This window comes from Pedobacter sp. (assembly GCF_039594775.1).
GTDB lineage: Bacteria > Bacteroidota > Bacteroidia > Sphingobacteriales > Sphingobacteriaceae > Pedobacter.
The window spans coordinates 177,075-199,819 of the sequence record NZ_JBCNMT010000003.1 but is presented as its reverse complement, the minus strand read 5'-3'; the positions used below and the strand labels follow the sequence as shown (position 1 = coordinate 199,819).

The window sequence follows — 22,745 nt, the reverse complement described above, 5'->3', positions numbered from 1 at the left end:
CTTTATTTAGCTTGTTCACTTTTCATACGCTGCACCATATACAAACCTGCAATAACTAGTACTACTCCCGCCAAAGTATAAAGTGTAAGCGGTTCGCCCATCAACATCGCAGCAATGGCAAAGCCCGCCACCGGGCAAAGGAACAACCAAGCAGAAGCCTTTGTGGGGTTATCTTTCAACAACATCATCCAAAGCAACGAAGCGATAATGGAAGCCGGAATGGCCAACCAAACTACCGAACCTATAAAAGCAGTATTGAAAACATTTGCATCAGCTTTGTAATAAAATATCGCAAAAGGCAATAGACAAATACATCCCACTAAAGTTTGCCACCCATTAATGGTTAAAATAGGGGTATCTTTCCAATCTTGCTTCGCAAAATAAATGGCACCAATAGAATAGGAGATATTGCAAAGTAGCAATAAAGCCAATCCCAAAATACTAGCGTGGCTACCATGCAAAAGAGGCCAAGCGGCCAAAATCATTCCCGACATGCATAAAGCGAAACTCAACAAGGTAACTGGCCTAATGGGCTGTCGGTACCAAATGGTACTAATGAGCATAATCAGCACCGGATTAATGGCAATAAACAACGAACCTAATCCCGCAGACACCTCTTTCATGGCCACTACATACAAACCCAAATACAAGCCCACATTAAAGAACCCGTAAATAATCATCTGCTTCCAAATCTGTTTGTCTTTAGGAATGGGCTTCCGCATAAACAAATGGGAAATGCCCAACATTAAGGCCGAAGCCAAAATAAAGCGAGGAATGGACAACACTAATGGTTGTACGGCTGTTAATCCAATTTTTGTGGCAGAAGAAGCAGATGACCAAAGCGTTACAAAGGTAATTCCCGATAGGAAATTGAGGAAGTTTTTACTGGGATTACTCATTATATCGCAAAGATATTGTATCCATAGCAAAGGTTAACAAAAACCACTCAGTTTATTGACGGAAAGGTCAGAAATGATACTTTTTCTTCCAAATAAAGCCATCCAATACATAATGTGTTGCTTGTGGAACCACCAAAAGTGGAATAACTAAGCTAAGCAAAAACTTATCATTTACTTGAGGTAAAAAGGAGAAAGGCTTAAATACCGTTTGATGTTCATTCCACACCATACTATCCCATAAACCTTCTTCAAAATATGCAAACAATATAATAGCCATGATAAAGAAAAAAATGCCATATCGGCCAAATGCCATCTTATAAACCTTTGTATGTGATTTTTGCTCGTCATTTTTCTTCTTCTCAAAGAACCAAACCAATGCCATGTATGGGATACCATGCGAAACAACGTTTAACAAAGTAAAGGTAAGATCGCCATTAAAATAAACGATACCAAAGTACCAAGATAAACCCGTTCCAATAATCAGTAAATTCTTTGGAAGGTTAATCGCCCTTTTCTTAGAAACCGAGATGATTTCTTTAAGCAAGTATATTGCAATCACTATTAGATATAGAATTTTGACGGCAGTTAACAACATCTCATTTTGGAATTGGAAAAAGTCTTCTTCTATAAACCAGTTGAAATTTCTATCACCTTTTAAGTGCCAAAAAGCAATAGGATATAAGGTAGTGCAATAAATGGTAATGGTATCTATCCACCGATCCCATTTACGAATATTATCTTGCCTGATATAGAGTTTCATGAAACCATATTGCTGCCTGATGAAATGAAAAACAGCCAAATAGGCTAAGATGCGCCAAAACCATAAACCATCTAAATTGTAAATGACCACACCCATTAAGTAGCAGATTAGGGGGATAGCAATTAATAACGTTTGATTTTTGATGAGGTTGCTTCTATTGAAATAGGTTCTATAAAGTGTACTGTAAACATGGGCCACATCTATAAAAACGACCAATATCAACCAATGCGCTACAGACATTTGGTTAGATTGCTGAAATTCGGCAGGAAATAAAGCAATCAACAGCAAACAAAAGAAGGCTGGGGATAAGATAAATAGCACATCTTTCCAAGCATTAAGAAGCCAAGGCTGTTTGTAGTTCATCATATCTCTAACACTTCTTTTGCTGCACAAATACCCTGATGAAACGCCTCTTCAAAAATTGAGATACCGCTAAGATCGGTATGCGCAAAGAATATCCTGTTATCTATTGGTTTTCTAGCCGCCTTTAAATTTTCTCCAAAGATCAGATTTGGAGTAGGAGCAATCATTCCATGTCCCCAAACCCATAAATCTATTTGTTTAATTGCCTGGTCTATTTCTGGATGAATATACCTAAGCTCTGGCATAATGATATCTAGCCATTGCTCATAAGTTCTGGTATAGGCCGCTAACCTAGAAATAGTGGGTTCAAAATCACATAAGGGCAAATAATAGGTCAACACCTTTTCGGCATTGTTCAAAGCAACATTCTGATGGGTTGCGTTTACGTAACCAACGGATGGCGTATTGTAGGCCACATTGTCCCAACATAAATCCATTCCTTTTGCATTTGGCAACTGATCGACACTGATATTGGCAATTAACCAAGGAGAATAGGAGAGTCTCTTATAATCAAAATCTGGCCGCTTAATACTCTTTAATAGTTTATGGTTAACATATTGAGGGGTTGCTAAGATAATTTTATCAGCAATGATATAAGTGCTTTCCTTGGTTGCTGTATGATAAACCCACGCCTGCATTTGTCCACTAGACATTTCATTAATTTGGTAACATACGGTTGAGGTGGTGATGTTTGCTTTCAACTTCTCGGCCATCTTTTCTGCTAGCCAACCATTTCCTTTGGACCAAGTTAGTACAGCGTTATCTTCAGCATTAGCCGCTTTTCCTCTCCTGCTAGCAAAATAGTGCAGACCAGCCCAAGCCGAAATCTTTTCTATTTTTTGACCATAATCATCTTTACAGGCATAGTTAAGGTACCAAAGTAAATATGGCGAATCATAGCCTTTTTGGGCCAAGTATTTTTTAAAGGAAATCTGATCCAATTGGGTGAAAGCCTCATCGCTGGAACTCTTTTGAATTGGAATATCAAAGGCATACCTACCGTCGCCACCTTTGGTGTGCTTTAGTGCTTCTACTTCTTTAAGGAACTTTCTAATTTGTTGTTTATCGCTATTTGGAACTCCAAAATCAGGAATCAGGCCTTCTTGCCATTCTCCATTAATAAGCAAGCGTTCCTCTGGATCAAAAGTAAGATGGTAATCATTGTAATAAGGCAGCCCGTTTTCGAAATGGGTAATTACTTCAACTTCTTTAAAAAAGTCGATTAACAATTCATCATCGGCATTGGCAATGGTGGTATAATGTGCACCAAGTGGATAAGAGGTAATTTGGTTTTTATGGTAATGTGAGTTACCTCCAGTGTGATTTTCTAGCTCTAATAGTTCAAAATCTGTTTCACCATTTTTCTGCAGCCACCTTGCGGCCGAAAGCCCACTCATTCCCGAACCAACAATCAATATTTTAACATTTCTACTTTTGGTAGGCTTTGGTAAAGTGATTTTATCCCTCAAAATATGTCCTGCGGTAGCATTTGGACCTTTTAAATTACCTGAAAAACCATAGACTTTAGATTTGATTTTTTTGATGCAGCCGTTCAGAAAAATTCCACCAGTAACCAATCCTAATCTCAACAAAAATGAGCGGCGATGGATATAGCCCGACATTGTTGCTTTATAAGACTGACGACCACTCATCTTCAAAATATTTCACTAAAATTTGGTTGTTCAGCTTGTTCACTTCAGTTTCTACCTTAGCCATATCCTTTGGAAAATGGAGCATCAAATCAAAGCTTTCTTTGGAGATGAACTTAAGACTAGGCAGGTAGTTTTGCGGCTTTTTATATTTATGATCGGGATGCATGGCCATAATGTAGCCCCACTCGCCAAAAGAAGGTACGTAATTATGATAGGGTATCGTTTTAAATTCAACACTTTCCAACGTTTTGTTTACCGCCCAAAATGATTTAGGAGCAATATAAGGAGACGTAGATTGGATCACCATTAAACCTTGGGGTGCAAGTAGCCCCTTCATGATTTTATAGAAAGAATTGGTATAAAGCTTTCCAACAGCATAATTAGAGGGATCTGGAAAATCAACCACTATAAAATCAAATTTCTTTTGCTGTTTTTTAACCCAACTGAAAGCATCGGTATTAACTATCTTTACTTTAGGAGACAATAAAGATTGTTGGTTCAACTTTACCAACATCGGGTTAGATTGAAATAGGGAAGTCATTCCATGATCTAAATCCACTAGGGTAATGCTTTCTACCTGTTTGTATTTAAGGATTTCCCTCGCCGCTAAACCATCGCCGCCACCCAAAACCAATACATTTTTAGCTTGCGGAAGCGCTTGTAATGCTGGATGAACCAAAGCTTCGTGGTATCGATATTCATCATCAGAGCTGAATTGAAGATTCCCATTTAAAAACAAACGCAGTACTTTGTTCTTTTTGGTAAGAACAATACGTTGATAGGATGTACTTTTAGAATAGATAATGGTATCGCTATAAGCCATGTTCTCCGAAAAACTGGTTATTTTCTCGGCATAAACAAAGCCAGTAATTAAAATAATGATGCTAATGATAGACGCATTGCGAAGATAGCCTGCGGCCTTTATTTCTCTCCCGAAACTCATACATACAATTAAAGCAACGGTTACATTTAAAATACCGAACAAATAAGCGGTTTTTACCAATCCCAAATAAGGAATTAATAGCAGCGGAAAAATCAAAGAAGCAAGTAGAGCACCGATATAGTCGAAAGTAAAAACTTTTGATACCAAATCTTTAAACTCAAAACGATTTTGAAGAATCCGCATGAGCAACGGAATTTCTAAACCAACAAGAATACCCGTTAAACTCACCAAACCATAAAGCACAATCCTGAACGAGGCAATACTCTCAAAAATGAGGAATAGAATACTCGCACTAAAACCACCCACCAAACCAACGAGTATCTCTATCTGTATAAACCATGAAAGTATATTTTTATCAAAGTACTTGGACAACCACGAACCAATCCCCATTGAAAAAAGATACAGACCTATAATGGTAGAAAATTGAGTGACAGAATCGCCCAAAAGGTAACTGGCCAATGTACCTGCGATGAGCTCATAGATCAATCCACAGGTAGCGACAACAAAAACAGAAATAAGAAGTAACGCAGGTAACTTTTTGTTCATATTTAACTATGGATCGCCGAACTGATAATGATAGCGATAGCAATAATGAACGCCGCAAAAACGATAGCAAGCGCTTTGTTCTGTTTATCCAATATTTCTTTCCAAAGGTTTTCTGGTGTAATTTTCTCAATTATCCAAAAAGAAACAATGAGTACCAATATCCCAATAAAAGAATATACAACAGATGCAATGATGTATTTAATACTAATTAATTCATTTAAGCTCATATTTAGTTTATTTATGGTAAAATCTATTTACATATCCAGAACGGCCTCTACTGCCTTCATATTCTGTATTCTTTTCTACTTTGTCATTGTAAAATGCATAGCCACACCAAAGGCTTAACGAATAAGCGGCAATGGCTACTATCATTAGGATGAGGTAAAATCTAATTGGCTTAATTTTCATCGGCTATTTAACTTACAAAAGGTGAATAATTACTGTTATCCCATCTTTTCTTCTCAAAGTTTCTCATTCTGTACCAACAATAAGCGGGGTATAAACATAGTGCCAAGCAGGTTAATAAAGTATTTCGCCACATGCTGGAGTTTGCTGTAACTTTCACCAATAAAACATCTCTATTAGGATCTCCTGAATAGGGGTAAATATTAATATGGTATTTACCTTTAGGAATATTCGACAACATTACTTCTGCATATCTCTCACCTTCAGACCAAGCTTCTCCCTCTGCAACTCCTGAATAATACTCGAAGCCCTTGGAGACTTCCCAAGTACGGTTGTCCTTTTCGTTAACCAGCACCATCGATGCTTCAAGCCAATTGTCTGAAACAGCGGAATTGATATAGAATTCTAAATTCGAGTAGTCATCCGTAATCTCAAAACTAGGACTAGCGAATGATTTAATCACGTCCTTACCATTTGCCTGACTATGTGTTAATTGAAAACTCTCATAAAATAATTCCTTTTCAGGTTTGAGATTTCCAATCAATAAGTGAATCAACAACACCCCTATAATCGCTATTCCCGTTAGAATAAACAATGAATTCCACTTATCAAGGTATTTAGAAGGTTGTATGGCACCTATTCCTACCTTGCTTGGTAATGTACGTTCATCTACACCAAAAGCTTCGGCAATAACTTTAGGTTCCATGTATTCACCCAAATAATAATCTGATTTATTTCCCTGCTTTTCCTTTACAATCATCAATGGCGGACTCACAAACTCAACCGCCTTGATTTTACCACCTAAAATATCTTCCCCAAATTCGCCAACTGCCGCAATAACCTCCGGCGTATATTTATTAAATAGATGAAAATCGGAGTTTAAATACCTAATGCTCGAATTGTAATTACTTGATAAATCTGCTAAATCTGGAAAAAACTCTTTTCCTCTAATGATACTCCAATGCCCATCAAATTCTGAAAGTGTGGCATAACCTTTCTGGAAGCTGAACAAACTGTACTCACGCCATTTGTACGACGTACCTCGCTCTCTTTTTTCAAAATAAGCAATGACTTTAAATTCGTCGTTATCTATAACACCAACAGAACCTATTTTGAGAACGGGAGTAAATTCTAATCTATTTAACTTCCTTTTAAATTGAAATTCCTTTCCAATGGTGCGTTTCGAATATGCCGAACAATTTTGGCATACGATATAGTCACAATCAGTAAGATGATAAACTACATTCTGTTTATCACACTGTGGACATATAATGGTTTCGCTAATAGGAAATGAAGAGAGGTTGAGTGTTTTCATTAGCGCACTATTTCATTTTTCTGCATTTCAACACCATCAAAAAAAGACAATACAGATTGATAAATGCGTTTCACTTTATCACTATTATTACGCTTATAATTAGAAAGGAAAACATCAAAAGTAGCCAGTTTATACTCTGGCCATGTATGGATAGACATGTGGGACTCTGTTAAACAGACTACAGCAGTAAAGCCACCGTTTTCAAAATCATGATAAACTTCACCCACTTTGTCGAGTTGGTTTGCTACTATCAATTGATCAAATAATGCTCTAAATTGATCAGAATTAAACAACAGATGCGTTTGGTTAGAAGTAAATTCTGATAGGATATGTAAACCAGGACTATATTTCATAAAGCGTTTGTTCCTTCAAAAATAGCTAATATTTTGAAATCTCAAAGTCTGAATAAAATTAGAACACTAACGGGTCACAATCCTTATCGGGTTGCTTAAAATCTTATGAATAGGGCATTTGTCTGCAATAATCATTAAACGCTTGATTTGGTCTTCATCCAAATCTCCAGTAAATTTAATTTCTCTTTCTATTACCGTACCCTTATCCATTTCTTCTTCGGCACAGATAGCCAAATTAACGGTGATGGTTTCTAAAGGAAATTGTTTTCTATCAGCATACATTCTTATGGTAATAGCCGTACAACTGCCCAAACTCGCCAACAATAAAGCTCCTGGAGCCATTCCTTCATCACTTCCGCCTAATTCCTCGGGCTCATCGGCATAAATAAAATGCCCGTCGGCAAAAACTTTAGTTTTATATCTCGATCTGTCCAGCTCTACTACGGCGGTAATCTGCTTTTTACTCATGTTTCTATTTTTTGCCTAAATTTATGAAATGGAACAACAAAACCACGCTAACGACAGATTAAAAATTTTTCAATCCTTTGTTGGAAAGGAAGTACAAAACTCACCTTCCAATTATATGAACTGGTTAAAACCAACCGTAATTGCTGCCGAAAAGGGTAGTCTACATTGCAGTTATGTGGTAAGAAAAGAAATGACCAATCCATATGGCATTCTACATGGCGGCGTTACTGCCGGAATTATCGACGACTTGATAGGGGCCACGGTTTTTACCTTAGATCTAGCACATGCTTTTACTACGGTGAACAATAATATCGATTACTTTGCACCCGCCAAAGAGGGAGATATAATTACCGCAAAAACAAGCATAATCAAGCAAGGAAGAACCATTATCAATTTGCAATGCGAAGTGTATTTGTCTAGTAAAAATCGGCTAATTGCCAGAGGATATTCGAATATGTTAAACGTAGGCTAACAAAAAAGAAAATTTAACAAAAAATAAAGGTTTGTAATGAAGTTTGCGTAATTGTGCGTATATTCAGTTGACAATCAACTAATCAATCAACTAACAAAACAAACCATGAACAAAAAGTTTACGCTAACCTTGTTGGGTTTGCTGCTGCTTACGCTATTTACTTACGCACAAAAAACCGTAAGAGGTAAAGTAACAGATGCATCTAATGGAAAAGGAATTCCAGGTGCCAGTGTTTCGGTAAAGGGGCAAACCGGCAACACCGTAGCAACCAGCGCCGATGGTAATTTCACCATCAATGTCCCATCAAACAGTTCGGTATTGGTTTTTAGCTACGTCGGCTATGCAACCAAAGAAGTCACCGTAGGAAATCAGTTAACGATTAATGTCGTTTTATCCGAAGATTCACAAACATTAGAAGGTGTAGTCGTTACTGCACTTGGTATTAAGCGTTCCACAAAATCAATTGGTTACGCGGTACAAGAGGTTAAAGGTGAAGATTTAACCATGACCAAAGACAATAATGTTATCGGTGCTTTGGCTGGTAAAGTGGCTGGTGCACAAGTTACGGGCTCTTCAGGCGCAAGCCTGGGTGGGACTCAGAAAATCAAATTGAGGGGAGTAAATTCCGTAACTGGTGGTGGACAACCCTTAATCGTTGTAGACGGTACACCTTTTAACAATGGGAATTTCAGTAATTCCGATGCTAATGGAGTCGATCTAGGAAACTTAGCCCAAGATTTAAACCCAGAAGATATTGAAAGCATTAGTGTTTTAAAGGGTCCAGCAGCGGCAGCATTATATGGTGCTAGAGGCCAATATGGTGCTATTTTATACACCACTAAAAAAGGTAAAGCCGGAAAAACATCTGTGGAATTTACCACTTCCAACATGATTGAGAAAGTAGGAAACTTTACACCTATGCAAAATATATATGGTGTAGGAAACAATCAAACATTTCTAACTTTTGGAGCTACTACACCACTTTCTGGACAAAAATATGTGAATGGCAATGATGAAAGCTGGGGTCCAAAAATGGATGGAACTCCAGTAAGGATGTATTTTTCATACTACCCACAGGATTCAAGGTTTGGGCAGCTAACTCCTTTTGTGCCACAACCAAATAATATCAAAGATTTTTTTGAGACTGGTTTTAATACCAATAACGGCATAACCGTTACGGGAGGTAATGAAAAAGCCAATTTAAGATTAAGTTACAACAATACTTATATCAAAGGAACCTATCCAAATACCAATCTAAAGAGAAACAATTTTGGTCTATCATCTTCAATTAAGATTACCGAAAAGTTAACAGCAGGAGCTAATTTAAATTACGCGAATAATAACGGTACAAGACCTGTACAAGGTTATCAAGGATCCTTCACTGGTGCGTCGCAATGGTTCCAACGCAACATTGATATTAACGAATTAAAAAATTATAAGTATCCAGATGGTACCATAAAAAACTGGAACGTTAATCCAAGTACAGCAGCGGCAACCACTGGTATTATTCTAACAAACAACCCCTCAGATTGGAATAACCCTTATTTTGATGCCTATGAAAACCTAAACTTAGATGATAGAGATAGGTTTTTCGGGGACATCAATTTGTCGTACCAAATATTACCAGAGTTAAAACTATCTGGATTTGTAAGGTCGGATATGTACACTCAACGTTTAAGAAACTATAGAGCTTTGGGAGGCCGTATCATCAGTGGGGCTGCAGATGCATACTCCGAAGGAAAATATCAAAACACAGAAAACAATTACGAGTTTCTAGCACAGTACAATAAGACTTTTGGAGACATCTCCTTAAATGTTAATGCTGGAGCGAACTTGCTCACTCAAGAATATTCTTACCTATCACAATCTACAGCTGGAGGCTTGGTAAGTCCAGGATGGTACAATATTGCGGCGTCAATCGATAGACCAAATGTAAGCAACTATCTAAGAAAGAAACAAGTAAGGAGTATGTATGCAATGGCTTCCTTCGGATATAAGGATATCTATTTTGTAGATGCAACCATTAGGAACGATGTTTCTTCTGCTTTGCCTAGCAATAACAACTCATATGTGTACCCGTCTGTTTCTGGTAGTATTGTATTCAGCGAATTGCTAAAATGGAAACCTTTAAGTTTTGGTAAACTTCGTATGTCATATGCAGTAGCGGGTTCCGACCTATCTGCTTACGAAATTTCGCCAATATATGTAGCGGGTACAGTTTATACTGGAACACCAGTAATTAATACTCAGACTTTACCAAGCACATTAAGAAATCCAAATATTGAACCTTCATTTGCTAATTCATTTGAAATAGGTACCAATTTGAGTTTCGCTAATAATAGAATTGGAATAGATTTCACTTACTATAACCAACTAAACAAGAATCAAATTATTAACCTAACGGTTTCGCCTGCTAGTGGATATACGTCAACAGTAATTAACGCTGGTAAAATTAGAAACAAGGGGATTGAGTTATCGTTAAACGCTATTCCTATAAAATCAAAAAACTTTACATGGAACACGATTATCAATTTCAACAAGAACAATAATAAAGTTGAAGAACTACATCCGGATGTTAAATTGTTAACGCTAGGCAGTAATGTCTATTCTAGTCAAACGGTATACTTATATGCTGAGGAAGGTAAAGAGTTTGGTTCAATTGTAGGCCCAGGATATGCCAAAGATCCTGCTACCGGAAAAATTTTGCTAGATAACGCTGATCAACCAATACGCCAATTGGGAGTTAACTTTGGATCAGCTATTCCTGATTTCACAGGAGGCTTTAGAAATACTTTTCAATACAAGAATATCGATCTAGGAATAATGATCGACTTTCAGAAAGGTGGAAAATTTATGAGCTGGACAAACATGCTCGCGGCTAAAGCGGGAACTGCAGAAATCACCGCTGCAATGAACGATAGAGGCGCCAATATTAGAGATCTCTTAACTAATGGCGGCGGTATAAAAATAAATGGAATTTATGCTCCGGGCACAATGAAAACCATTAATGGTACGCCAACAAATGTAGGAGGCCAAGAATTTACCGGCTATGTTGATGCTAGAGAATATTACAGAAATAGATTAGGTACATATATTTACGACGAATGGATCTACGATGCCTCATACATCAAACTTAGAGAAGTATCATTAGGCTACACCTTACCTAATAAAATCTTAGCTAAAACACCTTTCTCATCTTTTAGAATAGCTGCTATTGCCCGTAATCCTTTAATGATATGGCAGGATGCTCCAAAAGGTGTCGATCCTTCAGAACTATCTTCAGGAAGCGCTTCTATCAGTTGGATTGAAAAAGGAGAACTACAAACAGTAAGATCATTTGGCTTTAACCTAAGTGTTAAATTTTAACGTAATGACAATGAAAAATTCAATTATAAAAACACTAATTCTTGCATTATCATTGGGATTAGCATTTTCGGGCTGTACTAAGTTCGATGAAAATCTCAACAAAGACCCAAATAATGCAAGCAAAGCCTCTGGGACAAGGCTTATGGCAAACACTATGTTGTATCTGCCAGGAATAAGTTCTAATGCTTACGGAGTGCACTACCCACAATATTTATCACTCACAACATTTCCAAATAATGCTCGCTACATAGAAACAAACTTTAGTTTTGCTTCTTGGTATGGTGCACTTCTCAATTTGGAAACCGCATTAAATTCCACTTTGGAGCCTTCGGAAGGTCCTATAGAGCACCAAAAAGCAGTGGCAAAAATTCTAAAAGCATATATCTTTTGGCATATGACAGATAGGTGGGGAGATATTCCTTTTTCAGAATCACTTAAAGGGGATGCTAACTATGTACCTAAATATGACAAACAACAGGATATTTATAATGGTTTATTTAAACTTCTAGATGAAGCTAATGCCCATATCACTGTTATTACTGCAGCGGGAAATATCAAAAATGATATCATGTATGCGGGCAACATAGAAAAATGGAAAAAATTAGGGAATACCATCCATATGTTAATGGCTTTACGACTTTCGAAGGTTGATCCTACTACAGGTAAAGCAGAATTTAACAAAGCATTAGCCAATGGAATTATGACTTCTAATGCTGATAATTTTTCTTTTCCGCATTTAGCTCAAGCCGCTCAGCAAAACTTTTGGTTTAACTCTTTTACCAATTTGGGCAGACAGTGGTATGCGGTAAGTAAACCCATAGTAGATTACATGAAACCTCTATCGGATCCAAGACTACCTATTTTTGCGGATAAAGCAAGTGCTAGTAATGACTATGTAGGTTTGGCTTACGGTTTATCAACCGACTCTCCACCAGCAAATTTTTCTTTGTTGGGCGCAAATTTACGTAAGCAGGATTCTCCAGTTTATCTGGTTACATATGCACAGGCTTTATTTGCAATGGCTGAGGCCGCTAAACTGACTTGGATTGCCGGAGGGGATGTAACAGCAGCTACAAACTATAACAACGCCATAACAGAGTCGATTAGACAATGGACAGGTGCCACCACAGGGGCAACTGCATATTTGACAAATGCTAGCGTAATTTATAATCCAACCAACGCTATACAACAAATAGCCACTCAAAGATGGGTTCACCTATTTTTACATGGTTACGAAGGTTGGGCAGAATGGAGGAGAACTGGCTATCCAGTACTAACTGCTGCACCTGGAGCCAATGGAGATCAAATTCCTAGAAGGGAAGGATATCCAGTAAATGAACCTCAAATTAATCGAGCCAGTTATAACGCAGCAGTAGCTGCATTTCCTTATGGGGGGTCAGATGGACTAAATACGAGGGTTTGGTGGGATAAGCCATAATTAATACCTAAAATAAAAGCGCTACATTGGTTAATGTAGCGCTTTTATTTTTTATAGAATGAAATTTGAAATCTATCTAACTATTCCCAAAAAATAAATAAGCCAAACCAATAGCCGTACAAACACCAGCTAAATCTGCCAGCAACATGGTACCCACGGCATAACGAGTGTTCTTAACCGAAACTGAACCAAAATAAACTGCAATTACGTAAAAAGTGGTATCGGCTGCACCTTGGAAAATACCCGATAATCTGCTGGCAAAAGAATCTGGCCCATAAGCAGTCATGGTATCCACCATCATACCTCTGGCACCACCACCGCTTAAAGGTCTGATCAACGCGGTAGGTAAGGCTTCTACAAATCTGGTATCTGCACCTAAAAAGGTAAAGAAATTTTTAATCCCTAAAATGACCACATCAAAAGTACCGCTGGTACGTAGCATGCTAATGGCGACCAACATCCCAACTAAATAGGGGATGATTTTTACTGCTGTTTCAAATCCACCTTTGGCGCCGTCAACAAAAGCATCAAAAACATCAATCTTTTTATAAACACCACCTAATAAAATAGCCAGTACAATAAATAAAATGACACCACTGCTCAGTAAACCAGAGAACGAGGTAATTTCCTTGGAACCTAAAGTGGTAATATACCAAACCAATAGACCAATTACAGCACTAATGCTTAAAATCCATCCCAAAATAACGGGTTGGAAAATATTGATTTTTTGTTTGAAAGAAACGATTAGCATTGCAGTTAATGTACCTACAAAGGTGACAATCAAACAAGGGATAAAAATATCGGTAGGATCTGAAGCATTGGAAGAAGCTCTCAAGGCAATCACACTTACGGGGATTAAACTTAGTCCAGCTGCGTGCAAGCATAGAAACATAATTTGCGAATTACTTGCAGTTGATTTATTAGGATTAAGCTCCTGCAGGCTTTCCATAGCTTTTAAACCAAAGGGAGTAGCTGCATTATCCAAGCCCAATAAATTGGCCGAAAAATTCATCACCATGTGTCCAGTAGCGGGATGTCCTTTAGGTACTTCGGGAAATAATTTTGAAAAAAAAGGTCCCACAATTCTCGACAATAAACGAATGCCGCCTGCTTTTTCGGCAATGCTCATCAAGCCCATAAAGAATGCTAAAATACCAATTAGTTTTAAGCACATTTCTACGGCATTCCAACAGGTTTGTATGACGCCGTCAACCTTGGTTAAGTTGGTAGGATCATCGGCTTTGCCAATCACCATCCAGCTAAAAATTTCCGTTTGTCCAAAAAAGAAACATTTAATTGCCGCTACTACAATAGCAACAATGATAAATGCGGACCAAATTCTACTTAATGCCATTTGTTGTTTAGTTTTATGCGTTGAATTTAGTGTTTTTGCGGTATTTTACCGCATATACTAATGGATTTAATTAAAAATTTTGCAGCCACAGATACACTAATTTAAGTTTCTAAGCATTTGGTAATAAACATATCTGTGCATCTGTGGTAAAGAAAACTATACCGTTAAACTTCCTTCTTTGAAAGCTAAAATAATTTGCCCTTCCTTTAGTAATTCAAAATCGGCTGCTTTATTAAACTTGATTGATCCTTTTAACTCACAGTGTTGTGCATCATAAACCTCGTAAGCATCACAAAAACTCAAATCGCCAATATCTTGTATACTATAAGATTTATAAGTACTCATACCATCTATATTTGGACATTCATCATAGTTGATGCCTACGCTAACTTGAATACCATCTAAAACCAGATTATGGATAAGGATGTGGAAAATTTGCTTGTTGTTTTGAGGGATATTGAAGTAATTAGCTGTGTTCTGCTTTTCATAACTTTTACTGGCAATTGAAATTAACCCTGATAGGATAGAAGCGAAATAATATTTCCTTATCTGCTGCTTTTCTGGATCATTTAAATACCCTCCAGCCTCAATCAAGATGGTAGAAGTGCCTGCTTTTTGAAAATTATCACCAAACGCTCGAGGCTCGTATTCATCATCAAAAAGCCCGATGTGCTGAGGCAATAATAAATCAAGCTCCTTGAACATATCTGCAATTACCAACATGGCATTTTCACGGGTATGATCTACAGAAAGGGCTTTATCATAAGCTGGCGCTAAATAGGAAAGGGTGGCAGGTTTTAACGTTTCATCAACACTCCATAAGGTAGTTTGGTCATGCAAATTAAAACCAAAAACAGGTTCAAAATCAGCCCTGCTTTGCTTTAATATTTTTCCTTCGGGACTAGCGGTTTGGATAAAATCTCTATTGATGTCAATTTGCTGTGCATTTCTACGAGTGAACATGGCAGCACCATCTGGATTTACCATGGGAATCATCAACAGCTGACAGTTTTTGTGAAGCAGCTTTACTGTTTCGTTATCCAACTTCAGGAAGTTGAATAAATCAAATAAAGCCATGGTTCCTGTAGCTTCATCGCCATGCATTTGGCTCCATAACATTACTTTAGTTTCACCATTTCCCCATTTTACAGCGCTAATGCTTCTTCCCTTTACAGAGTTTCCAAGTGTGCGAATTGAAAATGTGGCAGGTAGCTGGTCTATTAATGGCGTAATATCTGCATGTTTGAAAAAACGATTGGTCAAGGTCTTTTCTTCGAAGCTAGAATAATTGGTTAAGATGGTTTGGATATTCATTTGAAATCGAAGTTAAAGAAAAATCGCCATTGCAGGTGGGGGAAGTGAAGATTACTTCCTTACTCGCAATGGCGATCTAAATAATGTTACTAAGATTTCTCGCTTTCGCTCGAAATGACAAAGTAATTAAGGTTTCTCGTCAGTTAATTCAAAACCCCAAGTTTTACCTTTTTCGGTAGCAGGAATACCACCTACCATCCAAACTGGTGCTTTGGCACCTTTCAGGTAGTAGTCGAAAAACTGCTGCTCACGAATTTGGATATCTTTTCTATTTTGACGTTGCACCAAGTTGTGTGCTTCATTATTATAGTTCAATAACCAAACTGGTTTGCCCAAACGACGCAAGCCAGTGAACATTTCAATACCTTGGTACCATGGCACTGCACCGTCAGCATCATTTGCCATTACTACTACTGGTGTATTTACTTTAGGGAAATTGAATAAAGGCGAGTTTTGGATATACAACTCAGGTTTCTCCCATAAAGTAGCTCCAATTCTGCTTTGTGTTTTCTCATATTGGAACTGACGGTTCATACCGCTTTCCCAACGAATACCACCATAAGCAGAGGTCATATTTACCACAGGCGCACCAGCCCAAGCAGCAGCATACATATTGGTTACAGTAATCAAGTGCGCCACTTGATAACCGCCCCAGCTTTGCCCTTGGATACCAATTTTAGTACCATCAACCCAAGCATTCTTTTTCAAATATTCAATACCCGAATTGATAAACTCTTCTGCTGATTTTCCTGGATGACCAACTTCATAACTAATATCAGGAGTGAAAACCAAATACCCATTACTTACAAAGAAAGGAATATTTAAACGTGATGGCGTAGGGGCAGGCGCCTGATAAGTATACAATCCGTCAGAAAGTTTCTCATAGAAATATACGATCATTGGATATTTCTTATTCGGATCAAAATTTTCTGGTTTGTATAAAATACCTTCCGATTTATATCCTTTTGGAGTAGTCCATTTCACCAATTCAGAAGTTCCCCAGTTGTAATTAGCTTGTTGAGGATTGGTACTGCTTAATTTGGTTGCCGTTTTAAAATCTTTTGAAATATAAACATCCGGAGAATTAATGTAACTTCCTTTATCGTAGATAAACAAATCGGCATCTTTAGCTTTACCCAATGAAGAAAATTTAGCTTTTTCCATCACCAATTGTTCAGGTAGTTTATTATCGTTAATCGCTTTACGGAAGATACCATTTTCTTTAGTTGCGTTATTGAAACCATCAAAATAGAGTACTTCATTCTTTTTGAAGAAACGATCGTCGCTATTACCGCCAGTATTCCTCATGCCCATCATCCTATCACCTCCTACACTAATTCTTTCTACACGAAGGGTAATATTATTTGAACGACCAAAACCAATGGTGATGTTTTTAGGAGCTGATTTTCCATCAGGAGAGAAAGCCCAAACATCATAACGATCGTTGATCAACACCAATTTATCTTCCTCGGTCCAGCCAGCCATTCCATAGCTATTAGCAAAATCAGGAACATCATTCTCTTCGTCGGCAAATTTTACCGACATATTGTTGTTCAACAACGTTACTTTAGACGTAGCCACTTGATAAGTGTACCAATTGCCGTTTTCTTTGTTGAAATAAAGAATATATTGACCTTTAGGTGATGCCTGAACATTACCGTTTAAGCCTTCAATGATTTTCTTACGGCTACCCGTTTTAACATCTACCAAATAATAATCTCTTTTGGTGCTGCCTGTCCATTGAGAAGCGATGCGGTTGCCATAATCTGTTGACGCCAATACATAAGAAGCATCACCTTCATTTACCAAGCTAGCCTCCGGCAATTTCACATCTGTTAATGGAATAACTTTAGGATCTGAACTGAAAACATCAATGGCAGAAAGGTATGTTTTTTTAGATTCCCTGTCGGCGTTCTTCAATTGCACCGTTTGCAAATAATCATCTTTATAGCCCCAAATATCAAGCTTAGCATTTTCAAAATCTACCAAAGTAGTATCTTTTGGCTTTTTAACGGGAGCAATACCAAAGAATAGCTTCGAGCCATCCTTGCTGAAGTTAACCCTTCCATCGCCACTTACCACATACTTATCTGGCAAGCCAGTAGATTCATTGTCTACTAAAATTTGAGCAGTATCTAAGGTCAATGAGTTATAATAAATGTTATAATCTTTAATTTCCTTCTTCTCTGGATCTGTTTCCCCTAAAAATGCCAAGTGTTCACTGTCATCATCAAAAGTGAACCCTTTAAAATTGCCTTTATCTTTAACCAAAGTTTTTAAGGTCCATTTTTCGGTATCTAACAAAAACACACCATGCTTAGCAGCTGCATCTTTTTTAGAGCCTGAAGCAGCAAAAACCAACAACTTACCATTTTTACTGAAAGCATAGTCAGTTACATACTTATAAGTCTTTTCAACACCTGTAGTTAGATTTTTAACGATTAAATCAGATCCTTCTTTGGATGCCGCGCCTCCACCTGGAGTTTCATCTGCAAAAAGCCAATCCAAATCATTTTTTTGTTCTGTTGGAGACGTTGATGGTCTAGCTTTTTTTGTTGTATCTAAAGGCTTTTCTAGATTATACGCAATCACAGAAGTACCTTTTTCAGGAAAAGAAAACGATTTAACGCGGGGCACTTTGGTCACGTTTAATGTAGTTAAATTTAAAATCGCCAACGTATCCTTTGTCTGCTCTTCGGGCTTTTTCTTTTTGATTTTAGCCATTCTTACTTCCTTGAAAAGTGGCTTAATAGCAAGCGCAGCAAATTTAGAATCGTTGCTAAACGTAAGGTTGGTACCTCTAGGTATTTTTATTTTACGTCCACTAGGTGTAATGGTTTCTTGAAAATAATAATTACCGTCGCCTTCTTGAGGATTAATAGTATAAGCTGCCCATACACCATTGTTCGACAGTTGTTTGCTACCTACAGATTCCCATCCATCATAAACACTATGATCTAGAGGCTTTTTTTGTGCATATACAGCGCTGCTGAATAGCACAAAAAACAAAAAGAGTTTCTTTTGCATGTTATTTTAAAAAGTCAGTTTAATTTGCTGGTTAATTTAAGTTAAAAATGATAATAAAAGTGCCGTTAAGCAAATGTTAAGGTAAATTTTACATAAGCCATGGGTATATGCTCGCACCTTTTAACCCCAACCAATTACAACATTATTCCCATAAACGAAAAAAGCACCATTACTGGTGCTTTTCATTTATTTGTTTTGTTTTGTTTTGTTGTGATGTTTCTTATTTCTTTTTCTGATTTGCTTGTTGCTGTTGTTGACGCATGTAGTCTTCTAAACGAGCTTGGAAGCCAGATTTCTTTTTCTCAACTTTTGGTTTTGCTTTATTGTCTTGCAATATCGCGTGAATTTTATCATCATTTACCATTTTTCTAATAATAAACTGTTGCAAGAAAGTCAACATGTTTGCCAAGAAGTAATAGTAGTTCAAACCAGAAGGGTAGCTGTTTAACACCCCTAAGAAAATGATCGGCATGATATAGCCAATATATTTCATTTGACCGGTAGCACCCGAAATTTGGTTGTTAAAGTAAGTGTAGATCAATGTAGAAATGGTCATCAAAATACACATTAAACTCAAGTGGTCGCCAATAAACGGTACGTTAAAACCGAAGTTGATGAAGTTATCATAAGTTGAAAGGTCTTTCATCCAAAGAAAGCTTTCACCTCTTAGTTCAAATAGGTTAGGGAAGAAGAAGAAGAAAGCCATTACAAAAGGTAATTGTAGCAACATTGGCAAACAACCACCTAATGGATTAACACCTACTTGCTTATACAACTTTAAATATTCTTGTTGTAAAAGGGTAGGGTTGTCTTCACCAACTTTTGCTTTAATCTCGTCCATTTCAGGTTTTAAAACCCTCATTTTCGCCATGGAAACATACGATTTGTAAGTCAACGGCGACATGGCAAGTTTTAAAAGAATGGTCAACACCAAAATGATCAGACCGTAGCCCCATCCAAAACCTTCCAAGAAGTTAAATACAGGTAAAACCACAAAACGGTTAATGTATTTCAATGGCCAGTAACCCAAGTCAATTTGTTTCTCTAATTCATGACCTTGGTCTTTCAGGATATTGAACTTGTTGGTACCAAAATAAAATTTGAAGCTATAGTTTTGAGCAGCTAATTGATTAAATGGCAATTGCATATTTGCATTGTACCATTTGATTTTTCCAGGCTCTGTAACTACTTTAACTTCTAAATCTCCTTTTTCGAAAGGTACCGCGGGAATTAACACCGAAGTGAAAAAGTGTTGCTTAAAGGAAAACCACTCAATTTTACCTTCTGTAAGGTCTTTTTTCTCATCCTTATGAAGATTCAAATGATCAGGAGTTTCTTCCGTATACTTAAAGTAAGGGCCTGAATGTTCCTGTTCTTTTTTAGCATCTTTTTCTTGTTGCAATAACGTAGTTTCCCAGTTTAAAGCAACGTTGTTTCCTTGCAATACTTGGTTTAAACCATTAAGGCTAATGTTAAAATCAACATTATAAGTTTTGGCAGGAACGGTATAAATGAAATCTACATATTTATCAGCGCTATAGTTGGCACGCATGGTAATGCCACTGCCAGTTTTTGTTGCCGTAAAATATAAATCGTTGGTATTAACAACTTTACCGTTGATGTTAAGTTTTAAGCCAAACTTATTTTGATTACCATTGAATAAAACCACAGGTTGTTTACCATAGGTTTCTTGGTTTTTAACCTCTACAGATTGAATTTTACCTCCCAAGTTGCTGAAAGTAACTTTTAGGTTTTCATTTTCTAAGGTATTAGTTTGCTCAGTTCCATTGATGTTGCCACCAAAAGGACCTTTTAAAGCTGCTGAGTCTACCGTTGGGGCAGCTGCAGTATTAAGCGTCTCTGATTTTGCTTGATTGTTAGCCGACTTAGTGCCTGCTCTTTTAATCGAGTCTTGAACCTGTTGTTCTCTTTTAACTTCAGCTTCTGATGGTCTCATAAAGAACACACCAGCAGCCAAAATAATCATAATCAGGAACAGACCCGTGAAGGTATTTTTATCCATTATATTGTTTTGATACTACTATTAATTCGTTTTCTTTTTCGCATACTCCATTGCAGCGGCGACAAATTTAATAAAAAGTGGGTGAGGATTAGCAACTGTCGATTTTAATTCTGGGTGAAACTGTCCACCAACGAAAAAAGGATGGTTTTTCAACTCCACAATTTCCACTAAATTACTCTCTGGATTAATCCCCGAAGCAATCATTCCAGCTGCCTCATATTGCTCTAAATACTTGTTATTGAACTCATAACGATGGCGATGTCTTTCAGATATATGTTGCTTGCCATAAGCTGCAAAAGCTTTGGTGCCTTTTTTAATATCGCAAGGATAAGCTCCCAAACGCATGGTTCCACCTTTTGTGGTGATACTTTTTTGCTCTTCCATCATATTAATTACTGGATAAGGAGCATTTTCATCAATTTCAGTAGTATTGGCATTAGCTAAACCTAACACGTTTCTGCCAAATTCGATTACGCAGCACTGCATTCCCAAACAAATCCCAAAGAAAGGTACATTGTTTTCCCTTACATATTTAATGGCGTCAATTTTACCTTCAATACCACGGCTACCAAATCCTGGAGCCACCAATACGCCATCTAAATGACCCAATTTTTCTTTTACATTCTCCGCATAAATACTCTCCGAAGGGATATATTCTACGCGAACTTTACATTCATTTTTAGCACCTGCATGAATAAAAGCCTCTGTAATAGATTTATAAGCATCTGGCAACTCAACATATTTACCCACCAAACCAATTTTCACTTCAGAAGTTGGATTTTTTAAACGACCTAAGAAATCTTTCCAGCTTTCCATGTCAGGTTCGGCCTTAGTAGGAAGCTTTAATTTGCTCAATACCGTTTTGTCCAGCTGCTCTTTATACATCAACAAAGGCACATCATAAATAGTTGATGCATCCATCGATTCGACTACCGCGTTGATGTTAACGTTACAAAATAATGCAATTTTTCTTCTAATATCCTGACTGATATGATGTTCCGTTCTACAAACCAAAATATCTGGTTGGATACCATATTCCAATAATGCTTTAACAGAATGCTGTGTTGGCTTGGTTTTCAACTCACCAGCGGCAGCCAAAAATGGCACCAAGGTCAAATGGATTACGATGGCATTATTATTTCCTTCTTCCCATTTAAACTGACGTACCGCTTCTACAAATGGTAACGATTCAATATCACCAACAGTTCCGCCAATTTCAGTAATTACGATATCATAATCGCCACTTTCACCCAAAATACGCATGTTGCGTTTAATTTCGTCGGTAATGTGCGGAACAACTTGTACAGTTTTCCCTAAAAATTCACCTTGACGCTCTTTATTGATGACGTTTTGGTAAATACGACCTGTAGTAATGTTGTTGGCTTGCGAAGTGGGAACATTCAAGAAACGCTCATAGTGCCCCAAGTCCAAGTCTGTCTCTGCGCCATCTTCGGTAACAAAACATTCGCCGTGCTCATAAGGATTCAAAGTTCCCGGATCGATATTGATATAAGGATCGAATTTTTGGATGGTTACTCGGTAACCTCTGGCCTGTAAAAGTTTAGCTAAAGAAGCGGAGATGATGCCTTTTCCTAATGAGGAAGTAACACCGCCCGTAACAAAAATATACTTAGTCATGAATGAATTTTTGGTGCAACAAATACATTTTGTTGCTTTTTGTACGGGATACAAAGGTAAGAAAATATTGCCGTTGTTTCTGCGCTGTTGATAATATATTTTTTGTACCGGCAATGTGTTGACCTACAAATGATAATTTGAAAATAGGTGCTGTTTATATCTTTTTTTGGTTTTTAAAATCAAGACTTACTTTTTCGCCACCTAAACCTTGCAGGTCCTGCCATCCGCTATTTTATTGCTTGTCATTCCTACTTTAGGAGGAATCTACTTAATTAATATCCTGACATTAGATTCTTCACTATATTCAGAATAATAGTATTACCAACAAAGTATTTTCGCTACTATCAGGTTTATTTAACAAAATTTATACGACAAACAGGTATCCAAATCTCATAGGTTTTAAAACCTA

The 22,745-nt window shown here is 37.3% G+C and carries 17 protein-coding genes; 3 read left to right on the top strand and 14 right to left on the bottom strand.

The window, feature by feature from the left end; translation table 11 throughout:
• Nucleotides 1-2: 2 nt before the first annotated feature.
• The 9 genes from ABDV71_RS10395 to ABDV71_RS10355 form a co-directional block, all read right to left on the bottom strand.
• A complete protein-coding gene (locus tag ABDV71_RS10395; RefSeq protein ID WP_343532384.1) occupies nt 3-899 on the bottom strand; it encodes an EamA family transporter in 897 nt (298 codons plus the stop codon).
• Nucleotides 900-966: 67 nt separating this feature from the next.
• Complete coding sequence (locus tag ABDV71_RS10390; protein ID WP_343532383.1) at nt 967-2,025, bottom strand: hypothetical protein; 1,059 nt, start codon at nt 2,023-2,025, stop codon at nt 967-969.
• A complete protein-coding gene (locus tag ABDV71_RS10385; protein WP_343532382.1) occupies nt 2,022-3,674 on the bottom strand; it encodes an FAD-dependent oxidoreductase in 1,653 nt (550 codons plus the stop codon). The genes ABDV71_RS10390 and ABDV71_RS10385 overlap by 4 nt, the downstream gene beginning before the upstream one ends.
• Nucleotides 3,652-5,163 carry a polyamine aminopropyltransferase gene (locus tag ABDV71_RS10380; protein ID WP_343532381.1) on the bottom strand — a complete coding sequence of 504 codons (1,512 nt, stop codon included), beginning with the start codon at nt 5,161-5,163 and terminating at the stop codon, nt 3,652-3,654. Before ABDV71_RS10380 ends, ABDV71_RS10385 begins: the two co-directional genes overlap by 23 nt.
• 2 nt (nt 5,164-5,165) lie before the next feature.
• On the bottom strand, nt 5,166-5,390 hold the full coding sequence (locus ABDV71_RS10375; RefSeq protein WP_343532380.1) for a DUF350 domain-containing protein: 225 nt from the start codon (nt 5,388-5,390) through the stop codon (nt 5,166-5,168).
• A gap of 7 nt (nt 5,391-5,397) precedes the next feature.
• Nucleotides 5,398-5,571: a hypothetical protein gene (locus ABDV71_RS10370; protein WP_343532379.1), complete on the bottom strand. Its 174-nt coding sequence runs from the start codon at nt 5,569-5,571 to the stop codon at nt 5,398-5,400.
• Nucleotides 5,572-5,578: 7 nt separating this feature from the next.
• A complete protein-coding gene (locus tag ABDV71_RS10365) occupies nt 5,579-6,883 on the bottom strand; it encodes a DUF4178 domain-containing protein (protein WP_343532378.1) in 1,305 nt (434 codons plus the stop codon).
• Nucleotides 6,883-7,236, bottom strand: a complete 354-nt coding sequence (locus ABDV71_RS10360; protein ID WP_343532377.1) for an S-adenosylmethionine decarboxylase — start codon at nt 7,234-7,236, stop codon at nt 6,883-6,885. The genes ABDV71_RS10365 and ABDV71_RS10360 overlap by 1 nt, the downstream gene beginning before the upstream one ends.
• Nucleotides 7,237-7,302: 66 nt before the next feature.
• Nucleotides 7,303-7,704 (bottom strand): OsmC family protein, encoded by a 402-nt coding sequence (locus tag ABDV71_RS10355; RefSeq protein ID WP_343532376.1) that lies wholly within the window; start codon nt 7,702-7,704, stop codon nt 7,303-7,305.
• A 28-nt stretch (nt 7,705-7,732) separates the two neighbouring features.
• Here ABDV71_RS10355 and ABDV71_RS10350 point away from each other — a divergent pair, with 28 nt between their 5' ends.
• From ABDV71_RS10350 to ABDV71_RS10340, 3 genes are all read left to right on the top strand, one after another.
• Nucleotides 7,733-8,176 (top strand): PaaI family thioesterase, encoded by a 444-nt coding sequence (locus ABDV71_RS10350; protein WP_343532375.1) that lies wholly within the window; start codon nt 7,733-7,735, stop codon nt 8,174-8,176.
• Nucleotides 8,177-8,281: 105 nt separating this feature from the next.
• On the top strand, nt 8,282-11,542 hold the full coding sequence (locus ABDV71_RS10345; RefSeq protein ID WP_343532374.1) for a SusC/RagA family TonB-linked outer membrane protein: 3,261 nt from the start codon (nt 8,282-8,284) through the stop codon (nt 11,540-11,542).
• A gap of 10 nt (nt 11,543-11,552) precedes the next feature.
• Nucleotides 11,553-12,980: a SusD/RagB family nutrient-binding outer membrane lipoprotein gene (locus ABDV71_RS10340; protein WP_343532373.1), complete on the top strand. Its 1,428-nt coding sequence runs from the start codon at nt 11,553-11,555 to the stop codon at nt 12,978-12,980.
• 76 nt (nt 12,981-13,056) lie between these two features.
• On the opposite strand, the gene ABDV71_RS10335 is transcribed toward ABDV71_RS10340, so the two are convergent.
• From ABDV71_RS10335 to ABDV71_RS10315, 5 genes are all read right to left on the bottom strand, one after another.
• Entirely contained in the window at nt 13,057-14,334 is a 1,278-nt protein-coding gene (locus ABDV71_RS10335) for a nucleoside recognition domain-containing protein (RefSeq protein WP_343532372.1), read from the bottom strand.
• Between the two features lie 156 nt (nt 14,335-14,490).
• Complete coding sequence (locus ABDV71_RS10330) at nt 14,491-15,648, bottom strand: M14 family zinc carboxypeptidase (protein WP_343532371.1); 1,158 nt, start codon at nt 15,646-15,648, stop codon at nt 14,491-14,493.
• A gap of 126 nt (nt 15,649-15,774) precedes the next feature.
• Entirely contained in the window at nt 15,775-18,675 is a 2,901-nt protein-coding gene (locus ABDV71_RS10325; RefSeq protein ID WP_343532370.1) for a prolyl oligopeptidase family serine peptidase, read from the bottom strand.
• Nucleotides 18,676-18,895: 220 nt separating this feature from the next.
• Nucleotides 18,896-20,698 (bottom strand): membrane protein insertase YidC, encoded by a 1,803-nt coding sequence (gene yidC, locus ABDV71_RS10320; protein ID WP_343532369.1) that lies wholly within the window; start codon nt 20,696-20,698, stop codon nt 18,896-18,898.
• A gap of 21 nt (nt 20,699-20,719) precedes the next feature.
• Nucleotides 20,720-22,336, bottom strand: a complete 1,617-nt coding sequence (locus tag ABDV71_RS10315) for a CTP synthase (protein ID WP_343532368.1) — start codon at nt 22,334-22,336, stop codon at nt 20,720-20,722.
• Between the last annotated feature and the right edge of the window lie 409 nt (nt 22,337-22,745).

Bases quoted from the DNA above. Each gene is read 5' to 3' on its own strand.
- ABDV71_RS10395 (WP_343532384.1), bottom strand. From the start codon at position 899: ATGAGTAATCCCAGTAAAAACTTCCTCAATTTCCTATCGGGAATTACC.
- ABDV71_RS10390 (WP_343532383.1), bottom strand. From the start codon at position 2,025: ATGATGAACTACAAACAGCCTTGGCTTCTTAATGCTTGGAAAGATGTG.
- ABDV71_RS10385 (WP_343532382.1), bottom strand. From the start codon at position 3,674: ATGAGTGGTCGTCAGTCTTATAAAGCAACAATGTCGGGCTATATCCAT.
- ABDV71_RS10380 (WP_343532381.1), bottom strand. From the start codon at position 5,163: ATGAACAAAAAGTTACCTGCGTTACTTCTTATTTCTGTTTTTGTTGTC.
- ABDV71_RS10375 (WP_343532380.1), bottom strand. From the start codon at position 5,390: ATGAGCTTAAATGAATTAATTAGTATTAAATACATCATTGCATCTGTT.
- ABDV71_RS10370 (WP_343532379.1), bottom strand. From the start codon at position 5,571: ATGAAAATTAAGCCAATTAGATTTTACCTCATCCTAATGATAGTAGCC.
- ABDV71_RS10365 (WP_343532378.1), bottom strand. From the start codon at position 6,883: ATGAAAACACTCAACCTCTCTTCATTTCCTATTAGCGAAACCATTATA.
- ABDV71_RS10360 (WP_343532377.1), bottom strand. From the start codon at position 7,236: ATGAAATATAGTCCTGGTTTACATATCCTATCAGAATTTACTTCTAAC.
- ABDV71_RS10355 (WP_343532376.1), bottom strand. From the start codon at position 7,704: ATGAGTAAAAAGCAGATTACCGCCGTAGTAGAGCTGGACAGATCGAGA.
- ABDV71_RS10350 (WP_343532375.1), top strand. From the start codon at position 7,733: ATGGAACAACAAAACCACGCTAACGACAGATTAAAAATTTTTCAATCC.
- ABDV71_RS10345 (WP_343532374.1), top strand. From the start codon at position 8,282: ATGAACAAAAAGTTTACGCTAACCTTGTTGGGTTTGCTGCTGCTTACG.
- ABDV71_RS10340 (WP_343532373.1), top strand. From the start codon at position 11,553: ATGAAAAATTCAATTATAAAAACACTAATTCTTGCATTATCATTGGGA.
- ABDV71_RS10335 (WP_343532372.1), bottom strand. From the start codon at position 14,334: ATGGCATTAAGTAGAATTTGGTCCGCATTTATCATTGTTGCTATTGTA.
- ABDV71_RS10330 (WP_343532371.1), bottom strand. From the start codon at position 15,648: ATGAATATCCAAACCATCTTAACCAATTATTCTAGCTTCGAAGAAAAG.
- ABDV71_RS10325 (WP_343532370.1), bottom strand. From the start codon at position 18,675: ATGCAAAAGAAACTCTTTTTGTTTTTTGTGCTATTCAGCAGCGCTGTA.
- yidC (WP_343532369.1), bottom strand. From the start codon at position 20,698: ATGGATAAAAATACCTTCACGGGTCTGTTCCTGATTATGATTATTTTG.
- ABDV71_RS10315 (WP_343532368.1), bottom strand. From the start codon at position 22,336: ATGACTAAGTATATTTTTGTTACGGGCGGTGTTACTTCCTCATTAGGA.